General features: G+C 59.4%; 14 protein-coding genes and 1 pseudogene. 8 read left to right on the forward strand and 7 right to left on the reverse strand.

Going from position 1 to position 13458, the window contains the following annotated elements; genetic code table 11:
• Positions 1–353 (reverse strand): YhjD/YihY/BrkB family envelope integrity protein (locus AWB80_RS41765; RefSeq protein ID WP_208635770.1); only part of this gene is annotated, 353 nt, incomplete at its 3' end.
• 324 nt (positions 354–677) lie between these two features.
• Here AWB80_RS41765 and AWB80_RS41770 point away from each other — a divergent pair.
• The 6 genes from AWB80_RS41770 to AWB80_RS41800 all read left to right on the forward strand — a co-directional run bounded on the left by AWB80_RS41770 (position 678) and on the right by AWB80_RS41800 (position 6365).
• Complete coding sequence (locus AWB80_RS41770) at positions 678–1553, forward strand: manganese catalase family protein (RefSeq protein WP_061180456.1); 876 nt, start codon at positions 678–680, stop codon at positions 1551–1553.
• A gap of 584 nt (positions 1554–2137) precedes the next feature.
• On the forward strand, positions 2138–2854 hold the full coding sequence (locus AWB80_RS41780) for a hypothetical protein (protein WP_061180458.1): 717 nt from the start codon (positions 2138–2140) through the stop codon (positions 2852–2854).
• 41 nt (positions 2855–2895) lie between these two features.
• Positions 2896–3189 carry a DUF2382 domain-containing protein gene (locus AWB80_RS41785; RefSeq protein ID WP_244207052.1) on the forward strand — a complete coding sequence of 98 codons (294 nt, stop codon included), beginning with the start codon at positions 2896–2898 and terminating at the stop codon, positions 3187–3189.
• A 227-nt stretch (positions 3190–3416) separates the two neighbouring features.
• The gene (locus tag AWB80_RS41790; protein WP_061180459.1) at positions 3417–4280 is read left to right on the forward strand and encodes a YsnF/AvaK domain-containing protein; all 864 of its coding nucleotides are present in this window, start codon (positions 3417–3419) and stop codon (positions 4278–4280) included.
• Positions 4281–4474: 194 nt separating this feature from the next.
• Positions 4475–4999 carry a phasin family protein gene (locus AWB80_RS41795; protein ID WP_061180460.1) on the forward strand — a complete coding sequence of 175 codons (525 nt, stop codon included), beginning with the start codon at positions 4475–4477 and terminating at the stop codon, positions 4997–4999.
• A 247-nt stretch (positions 5000–5246) separates the two neighbouring features.
• Positions 5247–6365, forward strand: coding sequence for an extracellular catalytic domain type 1 short-chain-length polyhydroxyalkanoate depolymerase (locus AWB80_RS41800; protein ID WP_061180461.1), 1119 nt, complete (start codon positions 5247–5249; stop codon positions 6363–6365).
• 315 nt (positions 6366–6680) lie between these two features.
• On the opposite strand, the pseudogene AWB80_RS41805 reads toward AWB80_RS41800, so the two are convergent.
• Positions 6681–6845 (reverse strand): annotated as a pseudogene (locus AWB80_RS41805) (manganese catalase family protein); the annotation flags it as partial.
• 173 nt (positions 6846–7018) lie between these two features.
• Between AWB80_RS41805 and AWB80_RS45725 the strand changes: the two are divergent.
• On the forward strand, positions 7019–7402 hold the full coding sequence (locus AWB80_RS45725; protein WP_143328274.1) for a hypothetical protein: 384 nt from the start codon (positions 7019–7021) through the stop codon (positions 7400–7402).
• 597 nt (positions 7403–7999) lie between these two features.
• Here AWB80_RS45725 and AWB80_RS41815 read toward each other — a convergent pair.
• The 3 genes from AWB80_RS41815 to AWB80_RS41830 all read right to left on the reverse strand — a co-directional run bounded on the left by AWB80_RS41815 (position 8000) and on the right by AWB80_RS41830 (position 11305).
• On the reverse strand, positions 8000–9589 hold the full coding sequence (locus AWB80_RS41815) for a hybrid sensor histidine kinase/response regulator (protein WP_061180463.1): 1590 nt from the start codon (positions 9587–9589) through the stop codon (positions 8000–8002).
• Between the two features lie 2 nt (positions 9590–9591).
• Positions 9592–10395 carry an alpha/beta fold hydrolase gene (locus AWB80_RS41820; protein ID WP_061180464.1) on the reverse strand — a complete coding sequence of 268 codons (804 nt, stop codon included), beginning with the start codon at positions 10393–10395 and terminating at the stop codon, positions 9592–9594.
• A 688-nt stretch (positions 10396–11083) separates the two neighbouring features.
• Positions 11084–11305 carry a CsbD family protein gene (locus tag AWB80_RS41830; RefSeq protein ID WP_087132082.1) on the reverse strand — a complete coding sequence of 74 codons (222 nt, stop codon included), beginning with the start codon at positions 11303–11305 and terminating at the stop codon, positions 11084–11086.
• Between the two features lie 334 nt (positions 11306–11639).
• Here AWB80_RS41830 and AWB80_RS41840 point away from each other — a divergent pair, with 334 nt between their 5' ends.
• A complete protein-coding gene (locus AWB80_RS41840; protein ID WP_061180468.1) occupies positions 11640–12059 on the forward strand; it encodes a response regulator in 420 nt (139 codons plus the stop codon).
• Positions 12060–12804: 745 nt separating this feature from the next.
• Here the strand turns inward: AWB80_RS41840 and AWB80_RS41845 are convergent.
• Positions 12805–13038 (reverse strand): hypothetical protein, encoded by a 234-nt coding sequence (locus AWB80_RS41845; protein ID WP_143328275.1) that lies wholly within the window; start codon positions 13036–13038, stop codon positions 12805–12807.
• Between the two features lie 100 nt (positions 13039–13138).
• A complete protein-coding gene (locus AWB80_RS41850) occupies positions 13139–13387 on the reverse strand; it encodes a response regulator (protein WP_087132085.1) in 249 nt (82 codons plus the stop codon).
• Positions 13388–13458 lie beyond the last annotated feature (71 nt).

A 13458-nucleotide genomic window follows, 5' to 3' on the forward strand; every position in this document is an offset into this window, starting at 1 on the left:
GTGTTCAACGACGAGAATGTCGCCGATGCGCCCACGGCCAGCAGTACGAACGAGATCACCGCCGCAATGCCACTTCCCCCGCTCCGGTGCGCGTGTTCGACGATCGCCTGCACGCTCGCGGCGGCATCCTTTCCGAGCATGCCGCTGATCTGATGGAAGAGCTGCCCGCGAGCGGCCTCCGCACCGAAGACGAGTCCGGCGACGGCGATCACCATAACGAGCGTCGGCGCGAGCGAAAACGCGGAATAGAACGCGATGCTCGCGGCCATCGGCGCAGCGCGATCCGCGCCGAAGCGTCTGAACATGCGCGCGGGCCATGCGAAGGTTCGGCCCGTCAGCGATTTGACGTTCATGGTTGTCTCCAGTGATCCATACGTTCGGCATGAAGCATCGACAATGCCCGCTCGTGGAACCAGCCGGATCGCGTGGCATACGCGTTGCTGAATCCCATTTAGGCCGATGTGCCGAACTCCGACCCCGGCAGCCGGCCTTCCATTCCACGACGCGGCTTCCCCGCAATACGCCAGTGCGATGTCCTCGCGCTGAGGCTTGCAGCAACGCGACCGTAAGCAACGCTTTCGACGTCCTCTTGGTCGCTGCAAGCACAACCATCCAAAAGTTGATGATTCGCGCCGAGATCGTGAAGGGTTTCGTGCGCCCTAAAAGGAGTCGTGCAAATGTTCGTACATAACAAGCGTCTGCAATACACCGTCCGCGTGAGCGCGCCCAATCCGGGTCTCGCCAATCTGCTGCTCGAGCAGTTCGGCGGGCCGCAGGGTGAACTGGCGGCCGCCTGCCGGTACTTCACGCAAGCTGTCAGCGAAGACGATCCGGGCCGCAAAGACCTGCTGTTCGACATCGCCACCGAAGAGCTCAGCCATCTCGAAGTGATTGGCTCAATCGTCGCAATGCTGAACAAGAGTGCAAAGGGCCAGCTTGCGGAAGCAGTGGAATCGGAAGCCGAGTTGTATCGGTCGCTCACGGGGGGGGGCAACGATTCGCACACCACGGCGCTGCTCTATGGCGGCGGCCCTGCCCTCACCAATTCCGCAGGCGTGCCCTGGACGGCCGCTTATATCGACACCATCGGCGAACCAACGGCCGATCTGCGATCGAACATCGCAGCGGAGGCCCGCGCGAAGATCGTCTACGAACGTCTCATCAACGTAACGGACGATCCGGGCATCAAGGAAGCGCTCGGTTTCCTGATGACGCGCGAAATCGCGCATCAAAAATCGTTCGAAAAGGCGCTTCACTCGATTCAGCCGAACTTCCCGCAAGGCAAATTGCCAGGCGAGCCGGAGTTCACGAGCGTCTACTTCAACATGTCGAAGGGCGATGACGCGCGCGGGCCATGGAACGAGGGCGGCGACTGGCAGTTCGTCGAAGATCCGCAACCGGCCGTCGATGGCGGCGACGGAACGGCCACCGTGACCGTGACCGAACGCGACGTCGAAGTACTGCAGGCGATGGCATCGCGCACGGCTTCGAATCCGTCCGCCGAGCCGACCACCGGCGCCGACCTGGGCGCTGGAAAGGCCAACGAGGTGTAACACCGGTCGGCGCTGCTGCAACTCGCGGCAGCGCCGTCGTTACTCGCGCAGCGGCGGCGCACGCGCAGCGCGACTTTGTCGATTCACCGTCGCCGATGCGGGAAATAATACGCACGCCTGGCGAACATGCTTTCGCATAGTCTCGAAGGGAGCACCGGACGCTATGCTATCAGCAAGCTCCTATCGAACGAGGTCTTTGCGGCTCTACCGGCCACGGGTGCGTCGCGGCGGCTAAGAAGCGCGACCACTTCGAAAATCGGCACCAAGAGGACACGCTGGAACGGCAAAGCACGCGCTCTCACGCTCTCGGCCAGGAACCTGGCCTCTGTCCCACCTGCATTCTGAGCGCCACTGATGCGGGCTCGTGGGCCGGAGCGGGCCCCATAGAAAACCGGCGAATTCCCGGTGCTGAGCGCGAACGATCTGCGCTCGGACGGTCGCTTGACATCGCGCCCCTCCTTCAACGCTCGACGCCCAGCCTCGAAAGGGGTCAACAGCCCGGAGTACGCCGAATCGTCGGGAGACCGGCATGCCAATTGCGGAGCGTCAGGAGCATCTCAAACACATCCTGCCGGAGAGATATCATGCGACTGCTAACGACTAAAGACGGCCTGCCGCGGTTGTCGTGGGGTTCCATCATCGCTGGAGTGATCCTGTCGATGATTGTCTATCTGATCATGAGTGCGCTCGGCACAGCCATCGGCGCATCGCTGCTGGCGCCGTTGTCGAAACCGGATCCGTTGCATGGCTTTGGCTTCGGTTCGGGCGTCTGGGTCATCGTGACGACCGTGCTAGCCGTGTTCGTTGGCTCGTACCTCGCGGGACGCTGCGCCCCTGTGCTTGGCTGGCTCCACGGACTGCTGTCATGGGCCGTCATGACGCTTTTGATCGTGTATGGGATGACATCGCTCGTCACCGGTGCCATGAGCACGGCGGGCAGCATCGCCGCGACAGGTGCGCAGGTTGGCGCGACCGCGGCCAATCAACCCGGCAGCGGCAACCAACTGATCGATTCAGCCAAACAGCAGGTGCAGGCTGCAGTCGCCTCAGCAGCGTCCGCCGCCTCTAGTCCAGACGCTGAACAAAATGCTCGTCAAGCGGCGGATACGACAGCACGTGGCGTCGCGCGGGCGAGCTGGTTTTCGTTTGCTGCACTGATCGTCGGGGCCATCATTTCGATCGTGTCGGGCGGCGCAGGTTTTCGCCATCAACCGCCGTTCGAGGAAAGTGGCGGCGCTGCGGTGGATCGAGATGCAGCACTGGCTCGCAACCGTACCGTCGCGCGCAGTGCGCGGACCTGAGCCGCATGGCCGAACACTGCACTTGCGTTACGGAGAAACCGATGAACTCTGAAAAAGCTCCACCGAACGCCGTGCCGACCGGCGTCCCAGAAGACGATGTTCGCCTGTCTGCCGTGCGGGAGGAACTCGAAGTCGGCGTCAGAACGACCGAGACTGGATCTGTGCGCGTGCGCAAGGTCGTTCATGAAGAGATGGAACCTCTGTCGATGCGCCTGCGCGAGCAGCACGTTGAGGTCACGCGCATAACCGTCAATCGCCCTGTGGAAGAACGCACGGAGCCGCGCCGCGAGGGCGATACGTTAATCATTCCCGTTTACGAATCACGATGCAGTTGACGTTGAAAGAAGAGGTGCGTGTCAAGAGGACGGAGACTGAACGCGACGTCGAGCACCGCGTCCTTAGGCACGCCGAAGAACTGATCGTTGAGCGGCGCGAAGGCCCTGACGGCGAGTGGAAGCCTGACCCGCCCTCGCGTTGAGCCGCACTGGAACGGACGTTGCGCTATCCCTCGCATGCGCTGTTCTTCCGGCTTGCGCAAGCCCTTTATTTCGGAGATGCGGCAATGACTCAGACGATTATCGGTGTATTTCACACCTTCCAGGATGCCGAGCTCGCCCAGACGCGACTCGAAGCAAAAGGTATCGCACGCTCAGACATGCGCGTGCACGCCAATGACGAGCGTTCGACGATGTCTACCGATACAACGGTGGACGATCCTGTCGTTCGTCCTGCTGGCGAAGTCCATGAGGGAGCGATGGCCCGGATTGAGCATTTCTTCAAGAATCTTTTTGGCGACAGCGAACGACCGGAGGAGATCGGTCACTATCAGGAAGCCGTGCGACGCGGTGGTGCGCTTCTGTCGGTAGACGCGGTAAATGAATCCGAGACAGAGCGCGTGCGCGATGCGCTGTATGCGGCCGGCGCCATCGACATCGATTCGCGCGTCGCGCAATGGCGTAACACCGGCTATACCGGCTATGACCGGAACGCGCCCGACTATACGGCGGACCAGATCGCAGAGGAGCGCAAGGCGTTTCCGGTGGTGCAGGAGTCGCTGGAAATCGGCAAACGATCCGTGCAGACAGGTGGTGTGCGGGTGTACTCCCGTCTGACCGAGACGCCCGTCAGCGAGTCGGTGAGCCTGCGTGAAGAACACGCGAACATCGAACGCCGACCCGTCGACCGCCCTGCGACGGCCGCTGATCTGCGCGAAGGCTTCGTTGAGATCAAGGAGACAGCGGAAGAAGCGGTTGTCGCCAAGACCGCCCGCGTGGTTGAAGAAGTAGTGGTCGGCAAGGAAGCATCTAGTCGCACCGAGACGGTCACCGACACCGTCCGTGGCACGCAAGTGGATGTGGAGCGCACGCCCGGTTCGCGAGATGCCTCAGTCGACGTTCCAAGCACCAAGAAGACGACGCCAGAATAACCCTAGATGCGGCAGCGTGAATCGCCTGGTCCGCGACTGGGCGACTGGCGTTCGCGCCTTGATCCGCTTCACCAATTTTCACTAGGCACGAGACCCGAAGGTTCGTGGCATCTATGCACCGGAACGACCGGTGCTAGGTGTGTCTCACACTGTCCTTTTGACGACGTTCATCTAGTTCTAGAAGGAGCAAGCTAATGTTTCAGTACCCCAGCTATTTCGCCTATCAGATTCCGTCCATCGCGCGCGCCAACCTGCAGGTGTTTTTCAATGTGACTGGGCGCTTCGCGAGCGGTCTGCAGGCGCTTACGGAACTGAACTTACAGATGGTCCGCAAGGTAGTGGAGGAAAGCAACACGCTCCGGCGCGCGGGGGACGAGGCAGGTGCCGGCGACGTGCTCGGCTGGCAGTCTATTATGCTCGCCCAGTTCCCTCAGAAAGCCGCATCGTACGGCCAACACATGATCTCGATTATCACGTCGACGCAAGACGACATAATCGGCGAAGTGCGCAGCCAGTATAAGCGCAACGGCATCACGTTCAACGAGGCGGCGAAGGTTGCTGCCAACGACGCTCAGTCAGCCGTCCAGTCGTCGGGCGAACTCGTCACAAACCTCGCCGAAACCGCGAGCGACGCCGCGCGCGGCACGGGCGGCGCGATCCTGGATGCGAACGGCGAAATCGCAAAGACTGTGCGCACACCAACCAGGCATTCGGGCTAATACGAAGAGTAAGCATGAAGCCGAAGCTGCAGGCACGCGGCTTCATGCGTGATGGTGCCGCTCAGGATTGTGTCGGGAGAAAATTCGCAAAGCATACGCCACGAACCAATCCATTCGTTTCCCTACGTAATTTGGTTGCTCTCGCGATGCCGGGAACAACGAATGCAGCGTACCTGTTGCGGCCCCATAATCGCTCGTCGTGGCTTAGCGCGCACCAAATACGCTGACTTACTCTCGAAGAAACGAAATGAATAATTTTGATCCGCTTGCATCGGCACAGGCCGCGCTCTTCTCACTGTTCACCTGCGGACCTCTGGGTTTCGCGACGCAGTTCTTCGTGGAACCCCACACGGCGGCCCCAAGCGGGAAACCGGATCATTCCCCAATCCAAATCGACGCGACCGAGGAAGCTGCCCCGCTGGAACAGTCGCGGCCCTTGGCTGCGCCATCGCTTGAACGACGCGCGTCGCCCGCCAAGAACGTGCCGCAATGGTTGAGCACTCAATTCGCACACGGTGGCGAAACTCACCGGTTCAAGCTCTACATTCCGAGTGTCCACCACGGCCAGCCGCTGCCGATGGTCGTGATGTTGCACGGCGCCCAACAAGACCCCGACGACTTCGCGGCCGGCACGGAAATGAACGAGACCGCAGAGGCATATGGCTATATAGTCGCCTATCCAGAGCAGTCGGAAAGCGCGAATCTCCTCAGATGTTGGCACTGGTTCCGGGCCAGGGACCAGGCGCGCGAGTCCGGCGAAACCTCGATGATCGCGGCCCTTACTCGAGAGGTCGTCGCGGCGTACAACGTTGACCCGGCTCGCGTCTACGCAGCGGGCATGTCGGCTGGCGGCGCCATGGCGGTCAATCTGGCAGTCACCCACCCGGAACTCTACGCGGCCGCTGCGGTGCACTCGGGCGTCGCCTTCGGCGTCGCAGATGAAGCGATCTCAGCGCTCTGCGCGATGAACGATGGGATGGGCAAGATTCGCCTGCCCGTAAGCTCGCCTGATAGATTTCAACACCGCGCCGTGCCGCTCATCGTCTTCCACGGCGACGCTGATGAAACTGTGCATCCGCGTAACTGTGATCAAATTGTTGCGATGCGCGGATTGATGAAGGTCGATCGCGGTGCAACGTCTGAGGTTTCGTCAACTTATGCGGCGAAAGCGGTGAACGGCTACGCGTACACGCGCCGCGTCTTTCATGACGAGAATGGACGGCCCGTCGGCGAGCAATGGCTTGTCCACGGGCTAGGTCACGCCTGGTCTGGAGGGAATGCACGAGGTACCTATGCCGACCCTCGCGGCCCGCATGCAAGTAGCGAGATGATTCGATTCTTCGATCAATTTGCGCTGGGCACGTAAGCCCTTTCGGCGCGTCCGATCGGACCTGTTTTGAAAGGCGCGCGACTTGATTCGTGTCCGTCCCTTTCACGACTGGCACCGAAGTAAGTGTTCACGTCTATTTGATCTACTGGCTAGCACATGCCGCGACGGTGACTCACAGACGGCAGAAATAGGAACTCCGCGGAGACCGAACACGTCTTCGGTCCGCGGCCTGTCGTTTGAGATGCCGAAGCCGCCTGATTCGCTGGCGATTTCGGCATTAGCAGCGATACTTCGTCAGCGCCTCTCCCGAACCAAGATCGGCGTCCATGGTCGGATCACTGGACGGGTCTGACGCCTTTCGCGTCCGTCTTCCGAGACCGCTTGCGTGAAGTGGCGGCCGGCCGCCCCAAGCTCATCTTGTGGACCGACGAATTGTTCCAGCAGCAGGTTCCCCAAACCAGAATCCGACGCAGCGACGCGCCCGGTGGATTGCAGGCGTTTGTCATGCACGAACATAGTCGATCGCTCCTTTTTTCAAGACGTGCAACATCTTTGCGGGCGCGATGCACGGAGTGGGGACATAATCATGTTGGGTTCTCGAGCCTCCGGGAGGAACGGCTCAAAGCGTCACTTGCGGGCCTGGCGTTACGAGCCTCAGCGCAAGTGCGATCGCGCTGGCGAGTGCGGCCATGGAACAGGCCGCGCTGTGGATACGATCGTCAAAACACTATGCAGCGTGCTTCTTCGAGCAATGCCCGTGCAGAGTGATGCCCTCGCCGGCCATGCGGTCGATTTCGCTAGAAAGACCCGATATTCAGCCGCAGGGCGCACGTGGCAGTTCCACCGTGAATGTCGTCACTTGGGCGGGCGGGTTCCAGCCGCTCGCCTTCAATGAGGACGTGGCATTAGTCGACGCACTAATCGCCACGGGCGCGTCTATCGGTTGGATCAACCAAGTCAGAGTTTTCACGAGTGCCCGTCTCGACTCACGCACGCCGTGGGGTTTTGGTGCGACGTTGAAGGCCGCCTCGCTGCGACTTAGCGGCGGCGTGCCATTTGAAATCGCATCATGACGGATTGCTCGATCAAACTTTGGTCGTCGCCTGGCGCAGGACTAGGATGATTCGTTATGCACTTTCAAGCAGGAGACAGACATGAAACGACCGCAACTGAAGAGCGGATTCGCTCGCTTGCGTTTCTGCTCTGGGAGGAAAGGCGGCAGCCCCGAGGGCCGTTCAGACGAATTCTGGATTCAAGCACAGCAACAGCTCGCAACGGAGCCGGGGATGGGGTCTGCCGGAAGTGCGCCGGAAAGGGGCCCGTACACATCCGCGTGAAAACTCGCAAATGGAGTCGATTGTCCGATCATCACCAGTTGCGACTGGCACGACACGACCATCACGCCCGGTAACACAATTGGCAATGCTCACTGTCGCTTCGACGCTTCCTTTTTCGCCTTCTTGGCCTGCTTCTTTTCCTTCGCCGTTTTCGTAGCGACCTTCTTTTGCGTTTTCTTCGCGTCTTGAGCCTTGCTCATGATTGACTCCTTCACTCACGCTTGGGGATGTCGTCCAGTCTTGGACGGTCTTGCAAGAAAGCACGCAACTTGCAGGCCCGCCCCCGCGGCTCCAAATCCTGCGCTCTTTGCCCTACGCGCGGCGGTCAGCCATCTAGGTGTTCTTGCTTGTAATGTTCGCTAGTACTTCGAGGAGTTCGCTGATGTTCGCCGGTTTGAGAAAGTAGGCGTCGAAGTGATTTTCGCTAGGGTTCAGCTCTGCATCTTCTTGCCACCCAGTCAGCGCGATAAGCGTCACGTCGGCGCCGCGTGTGGACCGGATTTTTCGCGCAACCTCCTTCCCATCGACGTCGGGCAATCCCAGGTCGAGAATCACCGCTTCGGGATGGAAGGCTGCTTCAACGCGCAAGGCATCTAGGCCACGGGTTGCAGTTTCCACCTCATGGCCCTCTGCCTGGAGTAAAAGCGTGAGACTGGCTGACGCATCTGCGCTGTCGTCCACCACCAGCACTCGACGCTGTTTCGATAGCACAGGACGCGTTTGATTGACCGCGGAGGCGGAGGCTTTTGCCGCGAGCGAAGAAATATCAGCAGGGAGGGCCCGAAGCCGAACCTCGAATGAGCTTCCTTTTTCTGCTCCTTCGCTTGCGGCCGTCAACTGCCCGTCGTGAAGTTGGGTGAGCGCCCGGACGAGGGCCAGACCGATCCCGAGGCCACCCTTCGATCGCCCGTAGCCCGACGGTACCTGCGCGAACATCGTAAAGATCGTCGTCAGGTCTTGATGCGAGATGCCGATGCCGCTGTCCCGTACCGTGATCACGACATCTTCGCCCCGCCGAGTCACGGACAGCCCAATCTTCCCGCCCGATGGCGTGTAGCGAAAGGCGTTGTTGAGCAGATTTTGCACGATCTGGGCGAGCCGAACCGGATCCGCCAACAGGTAAATGGGCTCAACCGGCAGATGCGCGTCAAACTCGTATAACGAATCAGTCTCAGCTTGGCGAGCGCGGGTGCTCTCGACGACCTCGTGCATGATCGCGCCGATTTCTACACGCGTCTTTTTTACCTCGATCTTCCCTTCGGCGATTCGAGACACGTCTAACAGATCCTCGGCAAGGCGCGTGGCTTGATCGAGCTGCCGATCGAGCATCTCCAGCGGCCAAACCGTGTCGGCCGACAACCCCTGCTGACGCGAAAGTAGGTCGATGGCCGAACGCATCGCACTGAAGGGGGTGCGAAGCTCGTGAGCGAGTGTGGCGAGAAATTCGTCCTTGCGACGGTCGGCGAGTCTCAGCGCAAGTTCCGCAGCCTTTTTGGCTTCTAGAGCTTCATCCGAGCGGCTACGGGCGGCGACAAGCTCCCGTTCATATTTATGCCGGTCGCCCATGACCATGACGGCGAACTCGTCGAGCTCGACGCCGCCTTCGTTCACCCGGCATACATTGACCATCATCGGGACGACCGCGCCATCCCGGCGACGCATATCGAGTTTGACTTCTGCCACTGAGCGCTGCACCTGTAAGAGCGGCGCGAGATGGGTTTGGAGGAAGATCTTTCCGCCCATCGTCAGCAGGTCAAGAAAAGTCCTGTGCGCAACGAGCTCCGGTGCTGAGAATCCGAGCCATTCACAAAATGTTCGGTTGGCTTGGAGGATCTTCCCGCCAGCCACCGCCGTAAAAAGGCCGCATGGCGCGCGGTCATACGCTGCTCTGAAGTCAGATACGCTTCGATGCAGCTCATGCATGATCAGAGTCCCGCTTCATGCAGGAACGACTCAATCGCGTCGACGCTGGCGCCAGGGGCACTGAGATGCGGGCAATGTCCAATGTTCTTGACGATGGCAAGGTGGCTGTCTGGGATTTGTCGGTGAATGTACTCTCCGACGGAAACGGGCGCTAAGAAATCGTCATTCGACTGCACAATCAGCGTCGGCGTCGTGACCCGTGACAGTTCTGCCCGGTGATCGGCGAGGAAGGTGACGCGCGCGAAATGACGCGCGATGTCCGGATTCGTTCGGCAGAAGCTGTTGACGAGTTCTTCACCGAGTTGCGGTTGTTCGGGCGCGCCCATGATGGCAGGCGCCATCGTGCTGGACCAGCCGAGAAAATTGTTCTCCAACGTTTCCAGCAGCTCCTCAATGTCCGCACGAGCAAAACCGCCTGGGTACGCGCCATCATTGATAAACGATGGCGACGGGCCGACCATCGCGTTCGCCGCAAAACGCTCGGGTGCTTTGATCGCCGCAAGCATGCCAATCATCGCGCTGACCGAGTGGCCAACGAAGACGACCGGCGACGCTTCGACCTCGTCGAGGATTTCAAGCAGGTCGTCCGCATAGCCCTGCAGCGAGCCGTACCTCGCATAATCGTAACTCGCAAGGTCCGAACCGCCGCTTCCGACGAGATCGAACAAGACGGTTCGGTAGCGACCCTCGAATGTCGGCGCAACATAGCGCCACATCGACTGGTCGCATCCGAAGCCGTGAGAGAAGACCATTGTGATCGGGCCATCGCCGACGACACGCACATTGTTGCGCTTGGTAATGTTCATTTGAGAAGAGGTCAGAGGCTAACGAGCGCAGGAAGACTTACTGGCCAGAGTTCCGTTGGACTAGTTGACACAATATCACTACGCCCAGCTTCCTCAGAAAGGACCCGCGAGCTACAACCGGAACGCGGTAAGTCGCGCCCGGCCTTGACCAGCCTAACGTACGGAGGTCGGGACGGCCGTGCCCGGAGATCAATCGCGCGGCCGTACCGAAGTGGCGCGCGTTGAGCGTACGATTCGGGAACAGAAGGTGCGCATCAAGAATATTGCGAAAACCGGATGAAAAATCGATGTTCGACTCTCTCTATGCGCAGTTACTCGCCCTGCCGGCGGGCGCGGCGTTCGTCCTCCCGCTCGGCGTCAGTGCCCATAGCGCCAGATTCGCTGTCGAATCCGCCATTCGACATGATCGGAAACAGCGATTTCTAATAGGCGAGCGCGTCGCCCAGTCACGACATTTGGAGGTGCACGTCATGTTCGCATCGCGCGCGTAGTCCATGAAAACTAAATTGAACGGGCCAGATGCGCTGGTACACCCTACACTAAAACGAACTTTGATCCCCGGTACTGCGGGGATCAATCGGAAAGCAAACGCCCGCAGCTAACGGACGTTTGATCAATATGCACTGAGTTGGAAAGGCTTGCTCTCAACATCAATTGCATTACCGCGATAAAGAACAGTCACTCCGTCTTACGGTGCGGGCGAACCTGCATCCTTGTCACGATCCGCCGAATCACCTCTTGCGTCTTTCGCATCCTCTTCCGCATTGCCGACTTGTTTTCTGGCCTCGCCAGCGACTTGCTGTGCGTCGCCCTTCGCCTCCTGCGCGGGATCATCCGTCATCTTGCCAACACCCTCGTTGATCTTTCCCTTGACCTTCTCTCCAACACCTTTCACTTGATCTTCATTCATCGCCTGCTCCCAGTGCGCCTGCTCATTGCAAGCAATTAAATTAGCGCAAAAACGATGCCTTCTACGGGTCGTCTTGAATGATGCGGACGACTGAGACGTTGCAATCGTTTGTGATCGAGCCGGGTGACAATCGGGAAACTGCGTGTTTGAAGGCCGAGACGGAGGACATAAAACGATTGCAGTCGGACAATTTCGAAGCGCTCTCCACCGAAGCGGAGCGCCTCGACACCGTACGGTCTTGGCTCAACCCTTACGCCGAATCCGTCGCGAACGAACAGTTGAAGAGGGGCACACCCGTTGCTGAGTGAGTATGATGACACTCCGAAATATCGTTATGTTGCCGACGCCTGGATTGTGGACCGATCGTCTTTTTGACCGCGTTTCGCCGCCGGTCGTTGTGCTCATCGTAGACGACGATATCGCCGGGGCGCGGGCGCTAGCTGCGGTTCTCGGCATCGAGGGTTACCGGGCCACTATCGTGGATGGACAACACGCAGCCTTCAGGACGTCGCCAGCCTCAACGCCTCACGTTGTGATCCTCGATATCGAGATGCCCGGGTGTGATGGTTACGCAGTGGCTTCGGCCATCCGTGCCTCAAGCCGATTTGCGCACACGCCCATCATCGCGTATACCTCTTTGTCCGAGGAAGACGTGGTGGTACGCGGCAAGCAAGTGCAGATTGATGCCTTTTGCCGGAAAGGTCTGTCGATCCGTCCGCTGCTGGATCTCATTGAGCTTGTCACTCCCGCGTGAGAGGCACTGGCAAGGGTGGACCCATGCGACGTCGGATAGCCCGCGCTTGAGGCCGACGATGAGCGGATCGGGCCCGAAGGTTACTCGGCTTAAGCAGCGTAGCTGCGCGCTGCGGCTTCGAGCATGCGTCGGTGTTTCGCTCGCACAAAGATCGGAGTTATCTGCAACATAAGAGGCTGAGCATAGGGCGTGCGTGTCGTTCGGCGGGGTGACAGGAACTCCCTTAGGCGGGTATGAAGGTTCGCTCAACCAATTCGTTATAGTGCTCTGGCTCGGCGGTGGCGATCGCCTCACTCATTCCCCCAAACGCCCGTCGTCAGAATCATCTCCCTCGCCAGGACGCCTGCGGTCCGCGGCGTGATCGTATTCAGCGCCGGCACGTTCTCGGCGCCACATAGTTTGGATCCGAATCGATGCATTTCGTTTGATAACGGGTCTACAACAATTACCCACCGCGGCCTCGAATGCCGCAATCGTCACAAAAGGGCGACCGACTGATACTGGCCTGCGAATCCCTGCGCAGTGGCAACCATGCCCATCTCAACGGGGGTCGTCAAAACGTCGCCATTTTCGCTCCCCGGTCCTTTGCCGCGTAGAACCACTTCTTCCGGCCGCGGCCGTATGGACGCGCTGTCCACTTGTGACTCGACCTCGCGTCGAAAATAGCTTGGCGAAAAATCTTGTGACTCTTGTATGCGCCGGTGCAACGCAGTGCTACATCGGCTGACCGAGTCACATGCGACGGTCAACCAGTATCACCAAAGGTTCGTCCGATGAGCGATTGATATTCGCGGGTTTCTATGATTGCGCAGCACATCGCAAAAACGTCGCCGGCATTTTTTCCCTTGGCGATGGCGACCGCTTCGTTCAATGTAAGGGTCGCGATCAAAGCATCATTATGTCGGCCATCACTGACGGTGAAATGAAACTCCAAGCTGCCGTCGGGTGTGGACAGCACATCGTTGATCGTGACTGGCAAAACGCGCTCCTTGGTCAAGTTGATATCGCGCCGATATCAGGTTCAAGATGTTCTAGCCATTACGGCGGTCTAGCAGGTCATCGTCTTTCTTTTGAGCAATCTAAGAGGACGCCATGATCCGATTCAATTCCGCGAGAGTAGCGGGCTTGACCATGTAGCGATCGAAACCGGCTTTTCTGGCGCGCTCGCGATACTCCTCCCCTGCGTAACCACTGAGCGCGATCAACAAGGTTTCAGAAAATTCTGGCGTCGCACGCAACTGGCGACAAATTTCGTAGCCGTCCAGGTCCGGTAGACCAATGTCAAGGAGTACGACTTCCGGCCGAAAGTCTGCTGCGACTTGGCGGATTCAACCGGTCGATGCAATAGTTTGCTGGAACCGTTCGGCTGGCGTTTCGTATCCGAGCGTCTTTCTCGGAC

Source organism: Caballeronia pedi (assembly GCF_001544915.2).
GTDB classification, from domain to species: Bacteria; Pseudomonadota; Gammaproteobacteria; order Burkholderiales; family Burkholderiaceae; genus Caballeronia; species Caballeronia pedi.

Bases quoted from the DNA above. Each gene is read 5' to 3' on its own strand.
- AWB80_RS41790 (WP_061180459.1), top strand. From the start codon at position 3,417: ATGACTCAGACGATTATCGGTGTATTTCACACCTTCCAGGATGCCGAG.
- AWB80_RS41830 (WP_087132082.1), bottom strand. From the start codon at position 11,305: ATGAATGAAGATCAAGTGAAAGGTGTTGGAGAGAAGGTCAAGGGAAAG.
- AWB80_RS45725 (WP_143328274.1), top strand. From the start codon at position 7,019: ATGGAACAGGCCGCGCTGTGGATACGATCGTCAAAACACTATGCAGCG.
- AWB80_RS41815 (WP_061180463.1), bottom strand. From the start codon at position 9,589: ATGCATGAGCTGCATCGAAGCGTATCTGACTTCAGAGCAGCGTATGAC.
- AWB80_RS41770 (WP_061180456.1), top strand. From the start codon at position 678: ATGTTCGTACATAACAAGCGTCTGCAATACACCGTCCGCGTGAGCGCG.
- AWB80_RS41780 (WP_061180458.1), top strand. From the start codon at position 2,138: ATGCGACTGCTAACGACTAAAGACGGCCTGCCGCGGTTGTCGTGGGGT.
- AWB80_RS41800 (WP_061180461.1), top strand. From the start codon at position 5,247: ATGAATAATTTTGATCCGCTTGCATCGGCACAGGCCGCGCTCTTCTCA.
- AWB80_RS41820 (WP_061180464.1), bottom strand. From the start codon at position 10,395: ATGAACATTACCAAGCGCAACAATGTGCGTGTCGTCGGCGATGGCCCG.
- AWB80_RS41795 (WP_061180460.1), top strand. From the start codon at position 4,475: ATGTTTCAGTACCCCAGCTATTTCGCCTATCAGATTCCGTCCATCGCG.
- AWB80_RS41785 (WP_244207052.1), top strand. From the start codon at position 2,896: ATGAACTCTGAAAAAGCTCCACCGAACGCCGTGCCGACCGGCGTCCCA.
- AWB80_RS41840 (WP_061180468.1), top strand. From the start codon at position 11,640: ATGTTGCCGACGCCTGGATTGTGGACCGATCGTCTTTTTGACCGCGTT.